A 21,692-nucleotide genomic window follows, 5' to 3' on the forward strand; every position below is an offset into this window, starting at 1 on the left:
CCGGCTCTGCGCCGGGCCGCCCGTCCGGCCCCGCGGGGAGGCGCACCGGTGACCGTCGTCCTCGCCGTCGACCAGGGCACCTCCGGTACCAAGGCCGTCGTCGTGGACCACGACGGCACCGGGCTCGCCCTCGCCGAGGCCGAGCTGCGGCCCCGCTACGGCGACGGGGGAGTGGTCGAGCAGGATCCCGCCGCCCTGCTGGCCTCCGTACTCGACACCGGCCGCCGTGCCGTCGCCGCCGCGGGCCGCCCCGTCGATGTCGTCGCCCTCGCCAACCAGGGCGAGACCGTCCTCGCCTGGGACCCCGGCACCGGAGCCGCGCTGACCCCGGCCGTCGTCTGGCAGGACCGGCGCGCCGAGTCCGAGTGCGCCCGGCTGGCCGACCACGCCGAACTGATCGCCGCCCGCACCGGGCTGGTCCTCGACCCCTACTTCTCCGCACCCAAAATGGCCTGGCTGCGCCGGAACCTGACCACCGAAGGCGTGGTCACCACCGTCGACAGCTGGCTGCTGCACCATCTCACCGGGGCCTTCGTCACCGACGCCGCCACCGCGAGCCGCTCCCTGCTGCTGGACCTCGACCGCGCCGACTGGGACCCCGAACTGGCCGCGCTGTTCGGCCTCGCGGACGAACCCCTGCCCCGGATAGCCGCCTGCGACGAGATCGTCGGCACCACCCGGGCCTTCGGCCGGGAGATCCCCGTCGCCGGAATCGTCGTGGACCAGCAGGCGGCGCTCCTCGCCGAAGGCTGTCTGGAGGCCGGGGAGGCCAAGTGCACCTACGGCACCGGAGCCTTCCTCCTCGCCAACACCGGTACCGAAGCGGTGCGTTCCACCTCCGGCCTCACCACCTCGGTCGCCTGGCGGGCCCGGGGCCGTACCCCGTACTGCGTCGACGGGCAGGTGTACACGGCGGCGTCCGCGATCCGCTGGCTCCACGACCTCGGCTTCATCCGCTCCGCAAGCGAACTCGACACCATGGCCGCACCGGAGTCCGACGGCACCCTGTGCGTCCCCGCACTCGCCGGGCTCGCGGCCCCCTGGTGGCGCTCCGACGCCACCGCCACCTTCACCGGAATGACCCTCTCCACCCGTCCGGAACATCTGGTGCTCGCCGTCGTCCAGGGCGTCGCCGCCCAGGTCGCCACCGTGTCCGACCTGGTCGCGGCCGATCTCGGCAGCCCGCTCACCCGTCTCCGCGCCGACGGCGGACTCACCCGCAGCAGAACCCTGATGCAGGCCCAGGCCGATCTCGCCCGGCTCCCGGTCGAGGTCTACCCCTCCCCGCACGCCACCCCGCTCGGTGCCGCGGCCCTCGCCCGGCTGGCGCTCGACCCCGGGCTGAGCCTGCGGGACGCCGTCGGGGACTGGAAGCCTTCGGCGGTGTACGAGCCCGAGTGGTCCGAGGACCGGGCCGCGGACTTCCGGGCCACCTGGACGGCGGTGGCCGAAACCTCCCTCCGCACGGGGGCACCCCGATGAGCGCCACACCCCCCGTCCCCGTGTTCGACGTCGCCGTGATCGGCGGCGGTGTCGTCGGCGCCGCCGTCGCCCGCGAACTCGCGGGCCACCAGCTCTCCGTGGTGCTGGTCGAAGCCCGCTCCGATGTCGGCGACGGCACCAGCAAGGCCAACACCGGCATCCTGCACACGGGCTTCGACGCGGGCCCCGGCACCTTGGAGTCCCGGCTCGTCGCCCGCGGCCACGCCCTGCTGTCGGCCTACGCCCGCGAAACCGGTATCCCCGTCGAGTACCCGGGAGCCCTTCTGGCCGCCCGGACCGCCGAGGAGTCCGCCGCCCTGCCCGCCCTGCAGGCCAAAGCCGTCGCCAACGGCTACCACCGGACCGAACTCATCGGCCCCGATGCGGTGTACGGTCTGGTGCCCGCGCTCGGCCCGGGCGTCCTCGGCGGGCTCACCGTCCCCGACGAGGGGATCATCTGCACCTGGACGACCACGCTCGCCCTCGCCCGTGACGCCCGGGCCCGCGGCACCGTGATCCTCCTCGACCACCCGGTCACCGCGGCCGTGGACACGGACGGCATCACCACCCTCCGCACCCCGGCGGGCCCGGTGCGAACCCGCTGGACCGTCAACGCGGCCGGACTCGGCGCCGACCGGATCGACGCCCTCTTCGGACACGACCGCTTCACCGTCACCCCCCGCCGCGGCGAACTCCTCGTCTTCGACAAGCTCGCCCGCCCGCTCGTCGACCGCATCGTGCTCCCCGTCCCCACCGCCGTCGGCAAGGGCGTCCTCGTTGCCCCGACCGTGTACGGGAACGTCCTGCTCGGCCCGACCGCCGAGGACATCACGGACCGCACCGCCACCGGCACGACCGAGGACGGCCTCGCCTTCCTGCTCGACAAGGGCGCCGAGCTGATGCCGCGCCTCCTCGACGAAGAGGTCACCGCCGCCTACGCCGGACTGCGCGCCTCGGTCACCGGCCGCGCCGACTATCTGATCGAAGCCGACCCGGACCGGCGCTACATCCTCGTCGGCGGGATCCGCTCGACCGGGCTCTCCGCGAGCATGGCCATCGCCGAACACGTCCGCGAAACGCTCGCCGCGAGCGGACTCGACCTCCGGGAACGCACCGATCTGCCGCCGCCCCCGGCCGTGCCGTACCTCGGCGAAACCGGCATCCGCCCCTACCAGGACGGTGAGCGGATCGCCGCCGACCCGGCGTACGGCGAGATCGTCTGCTTCTGCGAGCGGGTCACCGCGGGCGAGATCCGCGACGCCTGCCACGCCCCGCTGCCGGCCCGTACCCCCGACGGGCTGCGCCGCCGCACCCGCGCGATGAACGGCCGCTGCCAGGGATTCTTCTGCGGCCCGGCGGTGGAGCGGATGCTGGCCGGTCATACGGGCGGACACGGCTGTACGGCCCGTTGCGAGCCCCCGGCGGATCCCGCGCCGCCCCGGCCCTCCAGCCCCGCCCGAACAGCCCGCGAAGAGACGGCCCGAGGCCGTGGCTCTTCCCGCCCCACGAGGTGACGCCCCGACCGTGACCAGCCCTCTCACCCCTCTCACCCCGGACGTCCTCGTCGTCGGCGCCGGCCCCGCCGGACTGACGGCCGCGGCCGCGCTCGCCCGACTGATCCCCGGCGAGGTCCTCGTCCTCGAACGGGAGGCCGAACCGGGCGGCATCCCCCGCCACAGCCACCACACCGGATTCGGCCTCCGGGATCTGCGCCGACTGCTGACCGGACCCGCCTACGCCCGGCGGCTGACCGATGCCGCCCGGGACGCCGGAGCGGTCGTCAGAACCCGCGCCACGGTCACCGGCTGGGCCCCCGACCCCTCAGACCTCCCAGCCCCCTCAGACCTCTCGGTCCTCTCAGGCCTCTCGGTCCCCTCAGGCCCTTCAGATCTCGCCGCCCCCGCCGTCGACGGCACCTCCCACCGCCCCGCCGTCGACGTCACCAGCCCCGAGGGCCGCTTCCGGGTCCGGCCCCGTATCGTCGTCCTCGCCACCGGCGCCCGCGAACGCCCCCGCGCCGCCCGCCTCCTCCCCGGCGACCGGCCCGCCGGAGTCCTCACCACCGGACAGCTCCAGAACGCCCTCCACCTGAACACCCGCCGCACCGTGGGCCGCCGCGCGGTCGTCGTCGGAACCGACCCCGTGAGCCGGTCCGCCGCCCTCGCCCTGCACCGCGCGGGCTGCCGGGTCGCCCTGCTGCTCGGACCCCACCGGCACACCGGGACACCGGCGGCACTCGCCCTCACCGCGAGCACCCTCCTCCGCGCCCCCGTCGCCCACCGCACCCGGCTGGTCCGCATCATCGGCCGTACCCGCGTCGAAGCCGTCGAGATCGAACACCTCGACACCGGCGCCCGCCGCACCGTCGACTGCGACACGGTCGTCCTCACCGGAGACTGGATCCCCGACCACGAACTCGCCCGCAACGGCGGCCTCGACCTCGACCCCGGCACCCGCGGCCCCCTCGTCGACACCGCCCTGCGCACCAGCCGCCCCGGGGTCTACGCCGCCGGAAACCTCCTGCACCCGGTCGGCACCGCGGACGCCGCCGCCCTCGACGGCCGCCATCTCGCCGCCCTGATCGCGGCCCGGCTCGCGGCCGAAGACCCCACCGGACCGCCCCCCGGTGTCCGGCTGCTCGCCGAGGCGCCGTTCCGCTGGGTCGCCCCCGGACTGCTGCGCCCCGGCGACCCCGCCCCGCCGCGCGGCAGGCTGCTGCTGTGGACCGACGAGTACCACCGCGCACCCCGGCTGGTGCTCCGCCGTGACGGCCGGACGATCGCGGAACGCCGGTCGGCGCGGCCCGCCGCCCCGGGCCGGATCCTGCCCGTCCCGTGGTCCTTCGTTCCCCCGTCGGCCCTCCACGACCCCGGCAGCGGCCCCCTCGTGATCGGCCTGCGCTGACCCCGCGGACTCAGTCGTCCTGGACGACCACACCGAGCGCGTGGGCGAACCGCGGGGCGAGGTCGAAGAGCTGGAGGGTGCTGATGGTGGCGCCGCGGAGCGACTCCACGCCGTCGCCGATGTCCAGCCGGACCGCCGACCGCAGGTCCACGTCCTTCAGCCCGGCCCCGGCGAACCGGGCGCCCTCCAGCACGGTGCCGGGGAAGGAGACACCGGAGAGCCGTGCCCCGGCGAAGTCGGCGTCCCGGAGCAGGCAGTCGACGAAGACCACGTCCCGCAGCGTCGTCGCCCGCAGGTTCACCGAGTCGAACTTGCACTGGTGGAAGACGACCCGGTGCAGCGCGGCGCCGTGCAGCTCCAGACCGGCCAGGACACCGGCCGTGAACTCGGTGTCCAGCCACGACGTCTCCGCCAGATCGGTGCCGACGAACCGGACGGTGTGCATCCAGACGTCGTTGAAACGCGCCCGCCGCAGCCGTCCGCCGGAGAACGAGACCGAGGTGAGAGCGGATTCCGTCAGCCGCAGCCCGGGAGCGTCGAGTCCGGCGTAACTGCCCCCGTCGAGCCGGACGCAGTCCAGATCGTGCCGCTCACCGTCGGTCAGTTCCCCCGCGAGCGGCGTGAGATGGCGGGAGTACGGAAGGTCGGACAGGGCGCGCGGGGAGGGTGTTTCGGGCATGGCGGAGCCTCACGGAGGTCTGGCTGACGGGGGATACCGGGATACGGCGCGCAGGGGCGCGCCGCCGTGGCCGTGATGGGGCGACCGGCTCGGCCTGCCTCACGTTACCGCAGGTGGGAGGGGTGCCAAAGGGTGATCGGGGGTGTTTGGAGAGGGGTGTCGAGAAGCCCCTCCAAGGGGTCTTGTGCGGCCTTTCTTCGACTCGCCGGTCGGGCGGGCTCGGTTCGCGCGGAACAGGTCGCGAGCGGGGCGCCTGCGGCCTCGGGCCGGGGTGGCGCCCGTTCACCCGTTTGGCGGTCCGGGGCGCCGGGCGGTCGAGGGCCGCCGGGAGGCTTCGGGCCGGGCCGGTCGGCCGGTCGCGGGGGACCTCCGGGCCGGACCGCCGGGACCTGTGGCCCTCGCACGTACGGATGCCGCCGTCGATGCTGGGAAGGGGATCATCGTCGATCCCCGCCCGTACCAGGAGGTGTGCATCCATGCCCAGCCCCAGCACCAGCAGCACCGGCACCGTCTCCGCCGGTGTCGACGGCTCCCCGGAGAGCCTGGCGGCGGCCGAGTGGGCGGCCCGCGAAGCCGCGCTGCGCGGACTGCCGTTGAAACTGGTCAGCGTCTGGGAGCCCGTTCCGATGGCCGCCCGGGCCGCGTTCCTCGGGGAGGAGAGCCGGGGGCACTGGGCCGGCCGGATCCCCGTGGACGCGGCGGCCGGGATCCGTGAACGCCACCCCGGACTGGAAGTGACCGCCGACCAGTCGACCGGCCGCCCGGGTGAGGTGCTGGCCCGGCTCGCGGAGGAGTCCGCGCTGCTGGTCCTCGGCTCCCGGGGGCTGAGCGGTATCGGCGGCTTCTTCGTCGGCTCCGTCGGACAGGCCGTCCTGGCGGAGACCACCAGTCCCGTCGTCTTCGTCCGGGTGCCCGGCGAAGACGACGGGACTGCGGGCGACGGGGAGCAGACCGCCGGGGGGCCGGTCGTCCTCGGTGTCGACGCGCACGAGCCCGACGACGTCCTCCTCCGGTACGCCTTCGAGGACGCGGCCCGCCGGGGCGCGCCCCTGCGCGTGGTCCACGCCTGGTCCCTGCCGCCCTACTTCGCCTACGGGCTGCCCCAGGACCCGGTCCTCGACGCCGAACTGGCGAAGCAGGAGGCGGCAGCGCTCACCGAGGTGCTGGCGCCGTGGCGGGCCGAGCACCCCGGAGTCGAGGTCACCGAGGCCCCGACGGTCGGCAAGACCGCCGAAGTCCTGGTCGAGGCCGCCCGCGGCGCGGCCCTGCTGGTGGTCGGCCGCCGGATGCGCCGGGCGCCCTTCGGCGGCCGGATCGGTTCCGTCGCCCACGCCGTACTGCACCACTCCACGGCGCCGGTAGCGGTCGTTCCGCACAGGTGACGATCAGAGGGTACGGGCCCGGGGCAGCCGCCCCGGGCCCGTACCCGCGCCGTGGCCTCAGGACGCCCCGACGGCCGGGTCCCCGTACCACGCACCGGCCCCTCCCGCACCTTGCGCCACCCGGATCCCGCACCTTCCGCGGTCCGGATCCGGTGCTTTGCGCCGCCCGGATGTCCCCGCGGCACCGCCGCCGTACGCTGGGACGGACGGCCCCGCGCCGCCCCGGGCTTTGCCTGGCGGACGGCGCGACCCCCCGGGTGCGGCCCGGCCGCCCCGGCCGACGAACCGGAACCTCCCATGGCCGAGCCGCGTTCCCCCGTCCTGACGGCCTCCCGGGCGTTTGCCGCCCTCACGGCCGCCCTGCTCGCCGTACTCCTCGCGCTGGCGGGCCCCGCTCCGGCCGCCTCCGCCGCGCCGCCCGACCCCGGCACGGCCCGTACCGTCCCCGCCGATCTGACCGTCCCGGCCATCGGCGTCACGGACCTCCAGGTCGTTCCGTACGAAGGCACCACCGACGACCGCGCGGGCACCCGTATCCAGGACCGCGGGCTCGCGGCCAGCCCCTACGGCGAACACGGCGGCGTCGGCCCGGGACAGACCGGGAACTACCTCGTGACCGCGCACCGGCTCTCCGCGGGCGGCCCGCTGCGCGACCTCCCTGCCCTGGAGAAGGGGGACGACGTCCTGGTCGCCCACGAGGGCCGCACCTACCGCTACGAGATCACCGAAACCCGGACGACTTCCTTCCGTTCGGCCCGGTCCCTGGCCGAACAGCGCGCCCCCGTCCCCGGCCGGCCGGGGGAGCACCCCACTCGGGCCATGATCACCCTGTCGACGTGCGCGACCCCGGAGGACGACGCCGCCGGGAACCACTGGCGCGACGCCCTGGGCAATCCGGAACACCGGATCGACAAGATCGGCGTCCTGGTCCCGGAGGGGTGACGGGCGGTCACCTCCGGCCCGGGCGCGGCCGCCGCGCCGTGGAGAGACCGCGGTGCGCGGTCGGCCCCGGCGTCCGCCGTGGTGTCACTCGCAGAACACCTGCACCGTGCCGTCGAGATCGTCGACGTCGATGTCGACGCCGTCGAGCTGCTCGATGAGGTCCTCGATGTGCTGCTGCTTGAGCTGGGTGAGGTCGATCGGCACGCCCGACCGGTTCAGCTCTGTGTTGATCTTGGTGAGGGCCTGTGGGGGGACGAGGCTGGTGAGCCGTACCCCGGCGCGGAGCAGCTGCAGCGGGATCCGGACATTGACCCGGCTCGCACCGTCGCCGCCGGTGCCGTCCGTCGAGTTCACCACCACCCGCAGATACTTGGGCCGGGGGTGCGGTCCGGGCGCGGTGTCGGGTGCGGATTCGGGCCGCTGTCGTTCGAGGGCGTCGATCAGTCTCCCGGCCTCGTCCGCGGTGATCTTGCCCTCGGCCAGCATCTCCAGGATCTGGCGGCGCTGTTCGTTCATCGTGGTTCCGTACTCCTCGGAAGACTCAAGGGACTCAAGGGGTTCGAGCGGCTGATGGGTTTCAACGGGCTCAACGGGACTGCTCCAGTTCGGCCAGTGCCTCCTGGGCGCTGATCTCGCCCCGCCGCAGCCGGTCGACGGTGTCGGCGCTGCGGGGCGCCGGGTCGGTGTCGACGAAGTCGAGCTGTTCGGCGATCCGGTTCAGCCGGGCTTTGACCGTCGGGTAGCTCACCCCGAAGATCCGCTCCATCTCTTTGATCGAACCGTGTGCCCGGACGAACGCGGCTACGAACACCTGGTCGTCGACGCCGAGGCGGGCGAGCTGCGGCGGTTCGAAGTCTCCTTCGATCGCGACGCCGTTGCCGGAGAGGCGGACGCGCTCGACCGTGAACGGCTGTCCGCGCGTCAGATCCGTCAGTTCCTGCCAGTCCACCCCGTGGCCCCCCTTGTGCTCGACGACGCCCTATCATTCATTTGTACCTTGAGATTCTTGAGGCGACAACGAACAGGGCTTAATTTTCTCAAGGTTGACGGAAAGTCGGCAGAGTGCGGCTGACATGGCGAGTGGTACTGGCTGCGCCGATCCGCTCCGGTACTCGTACCGCCCGGTGCCGCCCGTGGGGCGCGGCGGTCTATGCCTCGGTCCAGGCCAGCAGCTCGTCCGCACCCCAGGTGTTGATCACCCGCTCCGGCGGCACCCCCGCCCGCTCGGCCCGGTCGCAGCCGATGATCTGCCAGTCCAGCTGTCCCGGCGCATGCGCGTCCGTGTCGATCGCGAAATGGACCCCGGCCTCCACCGCCAGGGCCAGCAGCCGCATCGGCGGGTCGAGCCGCTCCGGCCGGCTGTTGATCTCGACGGCGGTGCCCGACGCGGCACACACCGCGAACACCTCGGCCGCGTCGAACGACGACTCGGGACGCGTGCCGCTGGTGGACCGGCGGCCCCCGCGCATGTGCTCACGCCCGATCAGCAGCCGTCCCGTGCAGTGCCCGAGCACATCGACCAGCGGATTCTCCACCGCCTTCACCATGCGGCGGGTCATCCGTGCCCCGTCCATCCGCAGCTCCGAGTGGACCGATGCGACCACCACGTCCAGCTCGGCCAGCAGACCGGGGTCCTGGTCCAGACGGCCGTCCGGCAGGATGTCGCACTCGATGCCGGTCAGCAGCCTGAACGGCGCCCACCGGTCGTTGAGCTCCGCCACCACCGCCAACTGCTCCCGCAGCCGCCCGGCGGTCAGCCCGCGGGCCACCGTCAGCGTGGGGGAGTGGTCGGTGAGAACCGCCCACTCGTGGCCGAGCGCGATCGCCGTACGGCCCATGTCCCCGATCGGGCTGCCGCCGTCCGACCAGTCCGAATGAAGGTGGCAGTCACCGCGCAACAGCGCCCGCAGGGCCTCCCCGCCCTCCGCGAGCGGCGCCTCCGCCCCCTCCTCCAGCTTCCGCAGATACTCGGGTACGTCTCCGGCGAGTGCCTCCATGGCCACGCCCGCGGTCTTCGGGCCGATGCCCTTCACCGACTCCAGGGAGCGCCGGGTGCGGGTCCGGGCGGCCAGCTCCTCGGGGGACATTCCGGCGAGCACGGCGGCGGCCGTACGGAACGCCTTGACGCGGTACGTCTCCGCCCGGGAACGCTCCAGCAGGAACGCGATCCGGTCCAGGGCCTCCACGGGTTCCATCCGGTCCTCCGCCTCCTCCGCCCCCTCCCCGCCCCTTCCGAATCGCCGCCGAAAAGGCCCGTACCCGGGTGTCGCCCGCAGGGCACCACGGCCCGTCCCACTCTCCTCCCGTGGACCGCCCCCGGCACCCGGGACCCAGGCCGAAACCCCGACTTTGTAGTTTCCTATGAAATATGGGCAAATCGACCGGAATTCTCCGTGGTGCCGTGCGGGGAGCGCCCCCAGCGGGCAAATCCAGAGGCATGCGCCGACGCTTCCGCCCCCGCCCCGGCAGTGACTGAGGCTCGCCCGCGGGCCCGCGGTCCGATCGCGGCCCTGACGGGCGCCTTCCGCGCCCTCTACCGCGACCCCGTCGTCGTCCAGGCGCTGCGCTCCACCGCGGCCGCCACCATCGCCTACGTCGCCGCCCTCTGGCTCAGCAGCGAGCCCGCACCGCTCACCGCGCCCCTGACCGCGCTCCTCGTCGTCCAGGTCACCCTCTACTCCACGCTCACCACCGGCATCCGGCGGGTGAACGCCGTCATCGCCGGAGTGCTGATCGCCAGCGGGTTCAGCCTGCTCGTCGGCCTGAGCTGGTGGAGCCTCGGGCTGATCATCCTGGCCTCCCTGATCGTCGGCCATATGGTCCGGGTCAGCGAGTTCGTACCCGAGGTCGCCATCAGCGCGATGCTCGTCCTCGGCGTCACCCGAGTGGCCGACACCGCATGGGACCGGGTGCTGGAGACCCTCATCGGCGCGGTCGTCGGACTGCTGTTCAACGTGGTCTTCGTCCCGCCGGTGTGGGTGACCACGGCGGGCGAATCCATCGACGACCTCTCCCGGCGGATGCGGACGCTCCTCCTCGACATCGGGGCGGAGCTGACCGCCCCCGCGTCCGTGGAGACCGCGGCGGCCCGGCTCCGCGAGGCCCGGCGCCTCGACAACGACGTCGCCGACGTCGACGCCGCACTCCGGCAGGCGGAGGACAGCCTCAAGCTCAACCCCAGGGTGAAAGAGGGGCCGCTCAGCCGCGTCGTGCTCCGGACCGGCCTCGACACCCTGGAGATCTGCGCCGTCGTCCTGCGGGTCCTGGCCCGCACCATGACCGATCTGGCGCGGGAGCGCCGCGACGAGGAACTCTTCCCGCCGGAGACCGGACGCGCCCTGGAACAGCTCCTCCGCCATGTCGCCGGAGCCCTCGTCGCCTTCGCCGAACTGGTCACCGCACAGGTCAGCGAGAACGCGGCCACGGCCGAACGGAAACTGGCGACCGGTCTCGAAGCGGCCGCCGCCGCCCGGGAACGGGCCGCGGCACTGCTCCTCACGGGCGTACGGAACAGAGCCCCGCACTGGCAACTGCACGGCGCCCTGCTCGCCGAGATCGACCGCATCCTCGCGGAGCTGGACCCCGAGCACCGGTCACGGCGGCTGATGGAGGAACTGGACCGCACCACCCGCGAGGAGCGCGTCCGCTTCCCCGCCCCGAAGGCGGCCCGCCGCTGGCTGACCGGCCGCGGGCACAGAAGCTGACCGGGCGGAGGCGGTCAGATCCGCCCGGTGACGGTGAACAGCGCCCCGTCCGGATCCCGCAGCGCCGCCTCCTCCGCCCCCTCGAACGTCGTCCGCCGCTCCAGCACGATCCCCCCGTTCGTCTCGACCGCCCGCACCGTGGCCGCCACGTCGTCCACCGGGAAGTGCACGTCCCACCGCGGACGCAGCAGCGGATCGGGCGCCGTGCCCGTCGCCCCCGAACTGAGCCGCGCCAGCACATGCCCGTGGCTCATCAGCACCACTTCGTCGTTCTCGTACCCGACCTCGCAGCACCCGGGCAGCCCGGACGCCCAGTCGAGCACCTCGCCGTAGAAGATCGCGGAGTCGAAGGCGTTACGGGCCCGCAGATGCAGCCACGCGGGCGCGTCCTTGTGACCGGACTGCCAGTCGGGGATCAGCGCACCCTCCCAGATCCCGAACACCGCCCCGTCCCGGTCGGCGGCGAGGGCACCCCGCCCCAGCGAGAACGCCAGCGGACCGACCGCCACCGTGCCGCTGCGCTCCCGGATCCGGGCCGACGCCACATCCGCGTCCGGGGTCGCGAAGTACGGCGTCCACGCCACGGCCACCCGCAGCCGGGGCGCCAGCGCCCCGATCCCGGCGACCGGACTGCCGTCCAGGACCGCGACGCTGAACTCCTCACCCAGCCCGCCCCGGTGGAACTCCCAGCCGAGCACCGCCCCGTAGAACGCCTGTGACGCTCCGAGGTCGCGAGCCATCAGACTGACCCAGCAGGGCGCCCCCGGCGTCTTGGTGGTGGAGGTCGTGGCGGTCGCGTGCTGCTGGTGGTTCATGGCGTTCGTGCCCCTGACGTAGGTTGCACAGCTCTGACCTGGTACGCCGCTGCCCCGCGTGCCGCGCGATGCGGCGTTTCCCGGGATCCCCCGCGGCGGCCGGGTGCCGGGCCGCGGGCAGGCGTCGTTACGAGCCGGGTCACCGGCCCCTCCCCATCGTGCTCTCCCGCCGTCCGGAACGCGACTTCCGTGCCCCGTGCGTGGCCGGCCGTTCACCCGCCGGTACGGCACCCGGCCCGGCGGCCGGGTTGCGGGAGCGCCCCGCGACGGGCGGGATGGTGGCTGTACGAGGTCACCCGGAGGGGGCCGCGTACGGGCCCGTACGCATCCCCGACCGCGTACCGGAAAGGAGCACGGCCGCATGACGCACGCCGACGACCAGCACCGGGGCATCGCAGCAACCCGCCTCGGGGAGTCCGAGCTGATCCGGGAACTGGAGAACATCCACCGCAGCCGGCACGACACCCTCCTCCACGGCTCGGCCGCCGCGCTCTCCGCGCACACCACCCGGATGGCGGAGCTGGAGGAGGAGTATCTGCGCCGCCACCCGGACCGCCCCGTATCCGCGGGCCGCACCCGGGCGGGCGCCCGCGCCCGGGAACACCGCGACTGAGAACGGCGCCCGGGGTCTGCGCTCCTGCCTGTACGGGAGGAGGGCCGCTGAGCAGTACCGGGCCCGGCGGAACCGGGCCCGGCAGCACCTGTCACTGGTACACGAAGGTCAGTAGTACATGAAGGTCGGCAGCAGGCCCGAGGCCATGGGAGTGACGAGAAGCTCCCCGTTCACGAGCCCCAGCCGGTTCGCGACGGTGGTCACGTCATAGACCGAGCCGTAGTTGCCCATCCAGCGCCACTGTTTGACCGCCGTGCGCTGCGCGCTGCACTCGTTGACGAGCTTGAGGCTCTCGGCCGCGGTGACCACCTGGTCAGGGCCGGGTTGACAGGATGAAACGGACAGACTCGACGTTCTCGGCTTCTTCGGCCGGGGAGCGTCGTCGGCCGACACCGGAACCGCCAGACCGACGAGGAGCGCGGTCGGGGCGGCGACGAGGGCGAGTGTGCGTAAGTGACTCAATGGACTTCCTCCAGGAGAGGGCCAATAGGTCGCACTGAGGAGGGAGTCTGCTGCGCCCCCGCCGATCCGCAAGCCGGATTTCCGGCCATGCGCGCCGGGGCCCGCGAGCCGCCGGGAACCGGCCAATCCTCTCGGCCGAGTCGCCCACGCGGGCTTGAGAACACGGGCATTCCGGGGCCGGGACCCAACGGAATCCCTTCCGTGCCTGCCCGCCCTCTTTTTCTCCCTCCCTAGAGTGTTCACCGGAAGCGGACACCGCCACGGCCCGGCCCAACCCGAGGGGGACCCATGACCGTTCACGAGCACGGCGACCGGCTCGCCGCCGCCATCGCGGCGCACCCCGTTCTGGACACCGTCGGAGACCTCGTACGGCTGCTCTCCCAGCTCCCGCCGGACATGGCCCTGACACTTGATCAACACGTCCGCGCAGACCCCGCCGAGCCCACCGAGGTGTACACCATCACCCCTCGTCTCGTCGGTTTGGTCGACGAGGAGACCGCGCAGACGGTGCCGGGGCTCCAACTCGGCACGGTCTATGTGCCTGCCGACGGAGACGAGGGCGCCCAGGCCGCTGCCGCCGCCCGCCGCGACCTCCTCCCGGAGAACGCCCTGGCCCGCGCCGGAGCCCGGATCCTTGACGGCCGGGAGCTCCCGGCAGGCCTCAAGGACCTCACCGGTGTGCTCCAGGACGTCGGGCTCCTTCTCGGGGAAGGTGCGAAATGGCTGTCCCAGGACGACCCGGCCATGACATCGCTCCAGGTGGAAGCCGGCCGTCTCGGGCACGCCGCAGCCCGCATCACCCAACTCGCCGACACGGTGGAGGCGCCCGAATGGTAAGCCACAGCACCGACCAGTAGGGCTCCGGCGCCCTACTGGTCGAGGGCCCGCAGCAGCATCCGCAGCGAGGCCCGGAACTCACGCGACCAGTAGGCCGGATCGTGGGTGCCCGAGTGGAACCGGGTCGTCACCCGGGCACCGGCCGCCCGCAGCACCGGGGCCAGGGCCTCGTTCTCCTCGCGCATGATCGCCTCGGTCGGTGACAGAACGTCGGCGGGGAACGGGTCGTCCGGGTCTTCGAGACCGGGAATGTGCTCGTCCGGAAGGGTGTCGGGCGGGTCCAGCGGCCCGAGCCGTCCGTCGCCGCAGGACAGCCGGACGGGGATCCCGGCGAGCCGGTGGGCGAGGGACGCGGGGTCGTGCGCCTCCCAGATCGCGCGCTGCTGCACCGGATCGCCCCAGAGCGCCGTCCACTCCAGGCCCAGATGGTCCATCGCCGCCCGCACCGCGTGCGGATGCCGGAGCGGCTGCACGTAGCCGCTGTAGCTCGCGGCGGCCCGGAACATCCCGCGGTGGCGCGCGGCGTACGCCAGGGCACCGAACCCGCCCTGGGACTGTCCGGCGACCACCCGCCGCGTCCCGGCCCCGTAGTGGCGCTCCACGAGCGGCAGGACCTCGCGCAGATGGAACGTCTCCACGGCGGGAGGGCCACCGGCGCCGTGGTTCCACCAGTCGGTGCAGAAGCCGAAGAGCGGCATCTCGGGCATCACCACGAGTGTGTGCCGCAGCCCGGGAAGGTGCTGGATCCCGTAGTCGCGCGTCCAGGCGAGATGATCGCCGTCCCCACCGGGCAGCAGAAGCAGCACCGGCCAGCGGTGCACGGGCCGCCGGGCGTGCCACCCCTCGGGCGTGAGCATCCGCACCCCGGCGGGGCGCCCCAGCGCGCCCGATTCCACGACGAGATCGACGATCCGCCGCCCGGAGAACGTCTCGCGAACCCCCTCCGCCCCCGCCAGCGCGACGGCCTGCCCGCCCCCACCGGCAACGGCGGCGAGAACGAGGGAACCCCGCAGCAGGAGCCGCCGCCCGGGATCCGACGGAAGGAGAGTCATGAGGCCACCTCGTCTCGGCCGCCCGGGGAATCCCGGGCACCTTCGGTTCACTGCCGAGTGTGGTGCTGCGGGGGGAGCACGGGGATCCGTCACACCCCTGACCGCCCCCGGAGTTCACCCCCTGAGGGGCATCGGGGGAGATGAAGCCGCGGAGGTACGGAACGCTCCGCCCGGCAGGGGAGGCCCTCGTATGATCGCCGGGGTGGGGCGCGGCCGGGAGGAGGGGGACTTGGGCAAGCTGATGTACCTTCAGCCAGTTTTGCCGGAGTCGGTGAAGTTGTATGGGAGGGGCGCTGAGCGCTGCCAAAGGGGCAGGTCAGGGAGTGTGCTCCCCGCGGGCGCGGGGATGGTCCCAACGCCACCGCGGCCATTACTGCGTACCTGGCGTGCTCCCCGCGGGCGCGGGGATGGTCCCTGCGGACCTGCGGACCTGCGGACCTGCGGATCCAGCGGCTCGTCTCCTGTGCTCCCCGCGGGCGCGGGGATGGTCCACGGTGTGATGGACCATCACTCCGTGCACCGGGGTGCTCCCCGCGGGCGCGGGGATGGTCCCCGCGGGCGACCCGCCGCCCGAGGCCGGGACGCGTGCTCCCCGCAGGCGCGGGGATGGTCCTCGCACTCAGCCTGAGGCGGGGAGGCCGGAAGCGTGCTCCCCGCACGCGCGGGGATGGTCCCGATTCAAGGGCGGGCAGGTCGATGTCGCCCCAGTGCTCCCCGCAGGCGCGGGAATGGTCCCCAGTTCGACCTGGTGCGCGGCCTGACCGACTAGTACTCCCTGCTACCCGCAGGGATCCCCGCGCCGCCCCCACAACCCCCACCCCCAAGCGGTAGCGTCTCCGTGCCGCCCACGGCCACCTGGGCGGCGCGCGTGTGTTCAATCCGCCGTGATCCCCCCGTGCAGGAGACCCCGTGGACCGAGTCAGAACCCGACGCACGCCCCTCCTGATCGCCACCCTCGCCACCCTCTCCGCCCTCACCGCCGGGACCTTGTCCCCGGCCACCGCCGCCCCGGCCCCGCCCGCGCCCACCACCGAGGCCCTGCGGCCCGTCTCGCCCCCGCCCGCGAGCAACTCCGTCTCGACCGCGCCCGTCACCGCCGACGGCGACGGCATCGAGACCGCGCGCACCTCCCGGCCCGTCGCACCCGGCATGACCCTCACCTCCTACGACCGCCTCGAAGCCGACAAATGGCTCCGCGTCGACACCCTCTCCGTCGAACTCGACGGCCACGGCGCAGGCGTCGACCACCTCTCCTCCGCCACCGTCACCGGCCGGGACACCGTCACCGCCCTTGCCGCCGCCCACGACCCCGGGCCCCGGCGCCGTACCGTCGCCGCCGTCAACGGGGACTTCTTCGACCTCAACCGGACCGGCGCCCCCCTCGGCCCCGGCATCCGCCACGGCGCGCCCACGCACTCGCCCGCACCCGGCTCCCACCGGGCCGTCGGGATCGGACCCGGTGGCGCCGGACGCGTCCTCGGCCTCTACTTCGACGGCACCCTCACCCTCCCGTCCGGCCAGGGCCCCCTGACCGCCTACAACGCGGCCCGCGTCCCCGCGGACGGCGTCGGCGCCTACACCCCCGCCTGGGGCGGCGCCGACCGCGCCCTCACCGTGGCCCCCGCGACCCGGGTCGCCGAAGCGGTCGTCCGCGACGGTACGGTCCTCTCCGTCACCGACCGGACCGGCACCGCGCCCGTCCCCGCGGGCGCCACCGCGCTCGTCGGCCGCGAAGCCGGAGCCGGGAAGCTGCTCGCGCTGCGACCGGGCGACCGGGTCTCCTTCTCCTTCCGCCCGCGCACCGACGGCGGGCCCGTACCCCGGACGGCCGTCGGTGGCCGGGAGCTCCTCGTCGTCGACGGCGCGGCCCGGAGCCACGAGGGGCAGCCCAACAACGCCGCCGCACCCCGGACCGCCGTCGGTTTCTCCGCCGACGGCCGGACCATGCGGGTCGTCACCGTCGACGGACGCCAAGCCGACAGCGGCGGGGTCACTCTCACCGAACTCGGCCGCATGATGGCCCGCGCGGGCGCGCACAACGCCCTCAACCTCGACGGCGGCGGATCGACCACCCTCGCCGCCCGTACGCCTGGCAGCGACACCCTCCGCATCGAGAACAGCCCCTCCGACGGCGCCCAGCGGCCCGTGCCCAACGGGCTCGCGTTCACCGCCCCCGACGGCAGCGGGCGGCTCCACGGCTACCGGGTGGAGACCCGTACCCAGCCCGCCGACGCCCCCACCGCGTCCCCGGTGCGCGGCGGCCGGCCCGACCGGGTCTTCCCCGGGCTGACCCGCGCGCTCACCGCCACCGGCTACGACGAGACGTACGGCCCCGCCGCAGGCACCCCCCGCTGGCGCTCCACCGCACCCGCCGTCGGCCGCGTCGACACCCGCGGAGTGTTCCGGGCCCTGCGCGGCGGCACCGCCTCCGTACGAGCCGAACGCGGCACCGCGCACGGCGACATCCGGCTCACCGTCCTCGGCCCCCTCAACACCCTCCAACCCACCACCCACCGCGTGTCCCTCGCCGACCCCGCCACCCGCGGCGCCTTCGGCCTGCTGGGCCGCGACGCCCGCGGCAACAGCGCACCCGTCGAACCCGCCGACGTACGACTCGACTACGACCGCGAGCGGTTCACCGTACGGGACGACGGCAGCGGCTCCTTCACCGTCACCGCCCGCCCCGGCACCGCCCCGGGCGCCGCCGGACGGATCACGGCCACCGCCGCCGGGATCAGCACCGTCCTCGCGGTCGGCATAGGACTGACCGAGGAGACCACCACGGGCTTCGACGACGCCACGGCCTGGACCTTCAGCCACGCCCGCGCGGGCGGCTCCGTCGCCGCGACCCCCGCCGGGCACACCGGCACCGGCCTGGAGCTGACGTACGACTTCACCCGCTCGACCGCGACCCGCGCCGCGTACGCCAACCCGCCGCGCGCCCTCCCCGTACCCGGGCAGCCGCAGTCCTTCGGCCTCCGGGTCGACGGCGACGGCCGCGGCGCCTGGCCCACCCTCCATCTGAAGGACGCGGCGGGCTCGGACCATCTGCTGCGCGGCCCCCACATCACCTGGACGGGTTGGCGGCACATCACCTTCGCCGTACCGCCCGGCGCGGCCACCCCCCTCACCGTCCACCGCTTCTACCTGGCCGAGACCGCCGCGGACCGCCAGTACACCGGCCGTATCACCGTCGACACGCTCACCGCACGGGTGCCGCCTGCGGTCGACCTGCCCGCACCGCCGCGCACCGCCGATCCGCTGATCGGGACCGCGGCCCGTGCCGGGGCGCGGGACTGGCGGTTCGCGGTGATGTCCGACGCCCAGTTCGTGGCTCGCGACCCCGACAGCGCGATCGTCCGCCAGGCCCGGCGCACCCTGCGCGAGATCCGGGCCGCCCGGCCCGACTTCCTGGTCATCAACGGGGACCTCGTGGACGAGGGGACGCCGGCGGACCTGGCCTTCGCCCGGCGGGTGCTGACCGAGGAGCTGGGCAGTGAGGTGCCCTGGTACTACGTGCCGGGGAACCACGAGGTGATGGGCGGCCGGATCGACCACTTCACCGCCGAGTTCGGGCCTGCGAGCCGGGTCTTCGACTACCGGGGCACCCGGATCGTCACCCTCGACACGTCGTCCCTCTCCCTCCGCGGCGGTGGACTCGCCCAGATCGCCGCGGCCCGGGCCGCCCTGGACGGCGCCGCCGGGGACCCGGACGTCGACTCGGTCCTCGTCGTCGAACACGTACCGCCGCGCGATCCCACCCCGCAGCAGGGCAGCCGGCTCGGTGACCGGAAGGAGGCGGCGTTGCTGGAGACCTGGCTCGCGGAGTTCCGCCGCACCACGGGCAAGGGTGCGGCCTTCGTCGGCGCCCATGTCGGCGTCTTCCACGCCGACCGGGTCGACGGGGTGCCCTATCTGGTCAACGGGAACTCGGGGAAGGCGCCCGCGGGCCCGGCCGGGGACGGCGGTTTCACCGGCTGGTCACTCGTCGGTGTCGACCGGATTCCGCCCGCCGAACGCCTCGCCGCCCGCGACCGGCCCTGGCTGCCGGGCCCCGACTGGCTGACCGTGCAGACGAGGCCCCATACGGACGACCTCACCCTCAGCGCGCCCGGGACGCTCCCCGCCGGGAGCACGGCGACGGTCCGGGCCGATGTGCTCCAGGGCGCCCGTACGGTCCCGGCGGCGCACCCCGTCAGCACCGACTGGACGGCGTCCGCCGACGTCCGTATCGACGGCACGACCAACGCCACGACCGACGACCAGGAGGGCGGCAGCCGTACCGTCGCCGTCTTCGACCCGGCGACGGGCCTGCTGACCGCCCTGCGCCCGGGCACCGTTACCCTCGCGGCCACGGTCTCGGGGGTGACCCGGCGGGCAACAGTCACCATCACGGCGGCGGAGCAGTCGGGACAGTAGTGGCCCCGCGGGGCTCGGAGCACCTCGCCATGCGGGGCGCGCCGATCGCGGGCAGGGTGGTTCTGAGCGCCCGGGCTCACCGAGCAGGCCGAAAGGGGCGACACGACGACACGTCACGGAGGAGGTGGTGCGCGTGGGCGGTCCGCGCGCACCGGGGACCGTGACGGCGGACAGTGGTGACGAAGGAGAAGGCGGGGTCGGAGGGGAAGGCAGGGCGGGCCCCTCCGCTCTGCTGTCACGCGTCCTCGCCGACCTCATGGAGGCCGTCCACGCCCACTCCGGAGCCGCCTATCTCCTCTCCGCCGACCGGCTGGTGCTGGAGATGGCGGTCAAGGCCGGACTGCCCCGCTCCTTCTCCGCGCCCTGGGAGCGGGTGCCCCTGACAGCACAGATGCCCCTCGCGGACGCCGTCCGCGAGGGGACCGTGGTGTGGGTGTCGGGCGAGGAGGAGATGGCCCGGCGCTATCCGAGGATCGCGGTCGTCCTCCCGTACCCGTACTCCCTCACCGCCTTCCCCGTCGCGGACGGCGATACGACCTACGGGGCCGTCTATCTGACCTGGCCCGGCTCCCACCCGGCCACCCTCTCCGCCCGCGAACGCACCGCGCTGGTCACCGCGGGTGACGAGATGGCGCGGCTGCTGCGGCGGGCCGCGGCGACCGGGGTGGTCCTCGCCGCCGACGAGGAACCCGTCCAGGCCGAGCCCACCGGCCGCAGCGACCCCGGCGCCGCGGCCCGCGCCCTCCGCATGGTCGCCCGGATGCCCGACGGCCTCTGCTCCCTCGACGTCGAGGGCCGCGTGGTCTACGCGAACCCGGCCGCCGGACGGCTCCTCGGCGTCTCTGCCGCCCGGCTTTCCGGCCGGCGGCTGTGGACCGTACAGCCCTGGCTGGACGATCCCGTGTACGAGGACCGGTACCGTGCGGCCCTGCTCAGCCAGCAGACCACCACGTTCACGGCTCTCCGGCCCCCGAAGCAGTGGCTGATGTTCCGCCTCCACCCCGGCCGCACCGGCATCAGCGTGCACATCAGCCCCGTCGCCTCCGCCCCGGGAGCCGAACGCCCGCCGGAGGCCGCCGCCCGCCCCGGCAGCCTCGTCTCCATCTCCCATATCCTCAGCCTCGCCGGTGCCCTCACCAAGGCCGCAGGCGTCGACGACGTCGTCGAGACGGTCGCGGACGAGATCATGCCGACGCTCGGCAGCGACGCCCTGGTGCTGCTGGCCGCCGAGAACGACCGGCTCCGGGTCCTCGGGCAGCGCGGCTACCCCGATCCGGGCGTCGTGGACCGCTGGGACGGCACCCCGCTGAGCGCCCAGATCCCCAGCGCGCAGATCCTCGGCACCGGCGTACCGTCGTTCTTCGAATCCCGGGAGCAACTGGAACGGGTCTACCCGGCGCGTTTCGCCACCCCGGACGGGATGTCCGCATGGGCCTATCTGCCGCTGATCGCCTCCGGGCGGCCCGTCGGCGCCTGCGTCCTCGGGTACGCCCGCGAGCACCGTTTCTCCACCGACGAGCGCGCGGTCCTCACCAGCCTCGGCGGACTCGTCGCCCAGGCCCTGGAGCGGGCCCGTCTGTACGACGCCAAGCACCGCCTCGCCCAGGGACTCCAGTCCGCCCTGCTGCCCCACTCACTGCCCGCCCTGACCGGCCTGGAAGCCGCCGCCCGCTATCTGCCCGGCACGCACGGAATGGACATCGGCGGCGACTTCTACGATCTGATCCCCCTCGGCTGCGACGGCCGGGGACCCGTACGGGGCGCGGCGGCCGTCATCGGCGACATTCAGGGGCACAACGCGACCGCCGCGGGCCTGATGGGGCAGGTCAGGACCGCCGTCCGGGCCTTCACGGCGGTCGGCCAGGGGCCCGGCGGGGTCATCGAGAGCACCAACCGGCTGCTGATCGACCTCGACGCGGAAATGCTCGCGAGCTGCGCCTACCTCCATCTGGACCTCGACACCCGCCGCGCCCTGCTCGCCCGGGCGGGCCACCCGCTGCCGCTGCTGCGGGAGCCCGACGGCCGGGTGCGGGCCCTGGAACTGCCCGGGGGTCCGCTGCTCGGCGTGGATTCCAAGGCGGTCTACCCGGTCACCGAGGTGCCGCTCGTCTCCGGCGCCGTACTCGCCCTCTACACCGACGGGCTGATCGAACGCCCCGGCGCCGATCTGGACGAGGGCCTCGCCGAACTGGCGCGCCGCCTCGCCCGCGCCGGGGACGGCCCGCTGGAGGAGATTGCCGACGCGCTCATGGGCATGGTGGGGGGAGAGGCCCGCGGTGACGACACGGCGCTGCTGCTGCTCCGCCCGCGCGGCACCTGATACGTACCCCTTTCGGCCGCTGCCGAGCCGCCCGCGCGGCGGCCGAAAGGCGCACAATCGAGGGAGGAACAGCTCCTCGCC

Annotated in this window: 17 protein-coding genes and 1 CRISPR repeat array; of the genes, 10 read left to right on the forward strand and 7 right to left on the reverse strand. The window is 74.0% G+C overall.

All coding sequences use genetic code 11. The features are described 5' to 3' along the window. Nucleotides 1-48: 48 nt before the first annotated feature. Genes B7R87_RS31945 through B7R87_RS31955 form a run of 3 tightly spaced genes read left to right on the forward strand, consistent with a single transcriptional unit; the run spans nucleotide 49 to nucleotide 4,386 of the window. Entirely contained in the window at nucleotides 49-1,482 is a 1,434-nt protein-coding gene (locus B7R87_RS31945; RefSeq protein ID WP_006344834.1) for an FGGY family carbohydrate kinase, read from the forward strand. Continuing rightward, complete coding sequence (locus B7R87_RS31950; RefSeq protein WP_040912830.1) at nucleotides 1,479-2,996, forward strand: NAD(P)/FAD-dependent oxidoreductase; 1,518 nt, start codon at nucleotides 1,479-1,481, stop codon at nucleotides 2,994-2,996. Before B7R87_RS31945 ends, B7R87_RS31950 begins: the two co-directional genes overlap by 4 nt. Before the next feature lie 10 nt (nucleotides 2,997-3,006). Beyond that, complete coding sequence (locus B7R87_RS31955) at nucleotides 3,007-4,386, forward strand: NAD(P)/FAD-dependent oxidoreductase (protein WP_130585138.1); 1,380 nt, start codon at nucleotides 3,007-3,009, stop codon at nucleotides 4,384-4,386. A gap of 10 nt (nucleotides 4,387-4,396) precedes the next feature. Here the strand turns inward: B7R87_RS31955 and B7R87_RS31960 are convergent, their stop codons facing one another. Then, complete coding sequence (locus B7R87_RS31960) at nucleotides 4,397-5,065, reverse strand: pentapeptide repeat-containing protein (protein WP_006344830.1); 669 nt, start codon at nucleotides 5,063-5,065, stop codon at nucleotides 4,397-4,399. A gap of 476 nt (nucleotides 5,066-5,541) precedes the next feature. On the opposite strand from B7R87_RS31960, the gene B7R87_RS31965 reads away from it, so the two are divergent. After that, nucleotides 5,542-6,447, forward strand: a complete 906-nt coding sequence (locus tag B7R87_RS31965) for a universal stress protein (RefSeq protein ID WP_233168982.1) — start codon at nucleotides 5,542-5,544, stop codon at nucleotides 6,445-6,447. A 297-nt stretch (nucleotides 6,448-6,744) separates the two neighbouring features. Next, nucleotides 6,745-7,389, forward strand: coding sequence for a class E sortase (locus B7R87_RS31970; RefSeq protein WP_130585136.1), 645 nt, complete (start codon nucleotides 6,745-6,747; stop codon nucleotides 7,387-7,389). A gap of 84 nt (nucleotides 7,390-7,473) precedes the next feature. Here B7R87_RS31970 and B7R87_RS31975 read toward each other — a convergent pair whose 3' ends face one another. The 3 genes from B7R87_RS31975 to B7R87_RS31985 form a co-directional block, all read right to left on the reverse strand. Continuing rightward, entirely contained in the window at nucleotides 7,474-7,905 is a 432-nt protein-coding gene (locus B7R87_RS31975) for an SHOCT-like domain-containing protein (RefSeq protein WP_006344828.1), read from the reverse strand. 70 nt (nucleotides 7,906-7,975) lie between these two features. Next, on the reverse strand, nucleotides 7,976-8,338 hold the full coding sequence (locus B7R87_RS31980; RefSeq protein WP_006344827.1) for a DUF2089 domain-containing protein: 363 nt from the start codon (nucleotides 8,336-8,338) through the stop codon (nucleotides 7,976-7,978). A gap of 199 nt (nucleotides 8,339-8,537) precedes the next feature. Then, nucleotides 8,538-9,584, reverse strand: coding sequence for a PHP domain-containing protein (locus tag B7R87_RS31985; protein WP_006344826.1), 1,047 nt, complete (start codon nucleotides 9,582-9,584; stop codon nucleotides 8,538-8,540). A 306-nt stretch (nucleotides 9,585-9,890) separates the two neighbouring features. On the opposite strand from B7R87_RS31985, the gene B7R87_RS31990 reads away from it, so the two are divergent. Beyond that, nucleotides 9,891-11,093, forward strand: a complete 1,203-nt coding sequence (locus B7R87_RS31990; RefSeq protein WP_045852718.1) for an FUSC family protein — start codon at nucleotides 9,891-9,893, stop codon at nucleotides 11,091-11,093. 14 nt (nucleotides 11,094-11,107) lie between these two features. On the opposite strand, the gene B7R87_RS31995 is transcribed toward B7R87_RS31990, so the two are convergent. Beyond that, nucleotides 11,108-11,908 (reverse strand): VOC family protein, encoded by an 801-nt coding sequence (locus tag B7R87_RS31995; RefSeq protein WP_006344824.1) that lies wholly within the window; start codon nucleotides 11,906-11,908, stop codon nucleotides 11,108-11,110. Nucleotides 11,909-12,269: 361 nt separating this feature from the next. On the opposite strand from B7R87_RS31995, the gene B7R87_RS32000 reads away from it, so the two are divergent. Next, the gene (locus tag B7R87_RS32000; protein ID WP_006344823.1) at nucleotides 12,270-12,521 is read left to right on the forward strand and encodes a DUF6158 family protein; all 252 of its coding nucleotides are present in this window, start codon (nucleotides 12,270-12,272) and stop codon (nucleotides 12,519-12,521) included. Nucleotides 12,522-12,629: 108 nt separating this feature from the next. On the opposite strand, the gene B7R87_RS32005 is transcribed toward B7R87_RS32000, so the two are convergent. Beyond that, nucleotides 12,630-12,983: a hypothetical protein gene (locus B7R87_RS32005; RefSeq protein WP_130585135.1), complete on the reverse strand. Its 354-nt coding sequence runs from the start codon at nucleotides 12,981-12,983 to the stop codon at nucleotides 12,630-12,632. A gap of 288 nt (nucleotides 12,984-13,271) precedes the next feature. Between B7R87_RS32005 and B7R87_RS32010 the strand changes: the two genes are divergently transcribed. After that, on the forward strand, nucleotides 13,272-13,820 hold the full coding sequence (locus tag B7R87_RS32010) for a hypothetical protein (RefSeq protein ID WP_006344821.1): 549 nt from the start codon (nucleotides 13,272-13,274) through the stop codon (nucleotides 13,818-13,820). 32 nt (nucleotides 13,821-13,852) lie between these two features. Here B7R87_RS32010 and B7R87_RS32015 read toward each other — a convergent pair whose 3' ends face one another. Further along, entirely contained in the window at nucleotides 13,853-14,872 is a 1,020-nt protein-coding gene (locus B7R87_RS32015) for an alpha/beta hydrolase (RefSeq protein WP_006344820.1), read from the reverse strand. A gap of 325 nt (nucleotides 14,873-15,197) precedes the next feature. Next, nucleotides 15,198-15,607: a CRISPR direct-repeat array (repeat unit 28 nt; unit sequence GTGCTCCCCGCGGGCGCGGGGATGGTCC). Between the two features lie 174 nt (nucleotides 15,608-15,781). On the opposite strand from B7R87_RS32015, the gene B7R87_RS32020 reads away from it, so the two are divergent. Together B7R87_RS32020 and B7R87_RS32025 are read left to right on the forward strand one after the other, a co-directional pair. Beyond that, the gene (locus tag B7R87_RS32020; protein ID WP_130585134.1) at nucleotides 15,782-19,291 is read left to right on the forward strand and encodes a phosphodiester glycosidase family protein; all 3,510 of its coding nucleotides are present in this window, start codon (nucleotides 15,782-15,784) and stop codon (nucleotides 19,289-19,291) included. A gap of 256 nt (nucleotides 19,292-19,547) precedes the next feature. Continuing rightward, nucleotides 19,548-21,611: a SpoIIE family protein phosphatase gene (locus B7R87_RS32025; RefSeq protein ID WP_130585161.1), complete on the forward strand. Its 2,064-nt coding sequence runs from the start codon at nucleotides 19,548-19,550 to the stop codon at nucleotides 21,609-21,611. Nucleotides 21,612-21,692 lie beyond the last annotated feature (81 nt).

The sequence above is a fragment of the Streptomyces tsukubensis genome, from assembly GCF_003932715.1.
Taxonomy (GTDB): Bacteria; Actinomycetota; Actinomycetes; order Streptomycetales; family Streptomycetaceae; genus Streptomyces; species Streptomyces tsukubensis.

Coding starts and splice junctions, on each gene's coding strand:
- B7R87_RS31950 (WP_040912830.1), top strand. CDS start 1,479: ATGAGCGCCACACCCCCCGTCCCCGTGTTCGACGTCGCCGTGATCGGC.
- B7R87_RS31960 (WP_006344830.1), bottom strand. CDS start 5,065: ATGCCCGAAACACCCTCCCCGCGCGCCCTGTCCGACCTTCCGTACTCC.
- B7R87_RS31965 (WP_233168982.1), top strand. CDS start 5,542: ATGCCCAGCCCCAGCACCAGCAGCACCGGCACCGTCTCCGCCGGTGTC.
- B7R87_RS31970 (WP_130585136.1), top strand. CDS start 6,745: ATGGCCGAGCCGCGTTCCCCCGTCCTGACGGCCTCCCGGGCGTTTGCC.
- B7R87_RS31975 (WP_006344828.1), bottom strand. CDS start 7,905: ATGAACGAACAGCGCCGCCAGATCCTGGAGATGCTGGCCGAGGGCAAG.
- B7R87_RS31985 (WP_006344826.1), bottom strand. CDS start 9,584: ATGGAACCCGTGGAGGCCCTGGACCGGATCGCGTTCCTGCTGGAGCGT.
- B7R87_RS31995 (WP_006344824.1), bottom strand. CDS start 11,908: ATGAACCACCAGCAGCACGCGACCGCCACGACCTCCACCACCAAGACG.
- B7R87_RS32000 (WP_006344823.1), top strand. CDS start 12,270: ATGACGCACGCCGACGACCAGCACCGGGGCATCGCAGCAACCCGCCTC.
- B7R87_RS32010 (WP_006344821.1), top strand. CDS start 13,272: ATGACCGTTCACGAGCACGGCGACCGGCTCGCCGCCGCCATCGCGGCG.
- B7R87_RS32015 (WP_006344820.1), bottom strand. CDS start 14,872: ATGACTCTCCTTCCGTCGGATCCCGGGCGGCGGCTCCTGCTGCGGGGT.
- B7R87_RS32025 (WP_130585161.1), top strand. CDS start 19,548: ATGGAGGCCGTCCACGCCCACTCCGGAGCCGCCTATCTCCTCTCCGCC.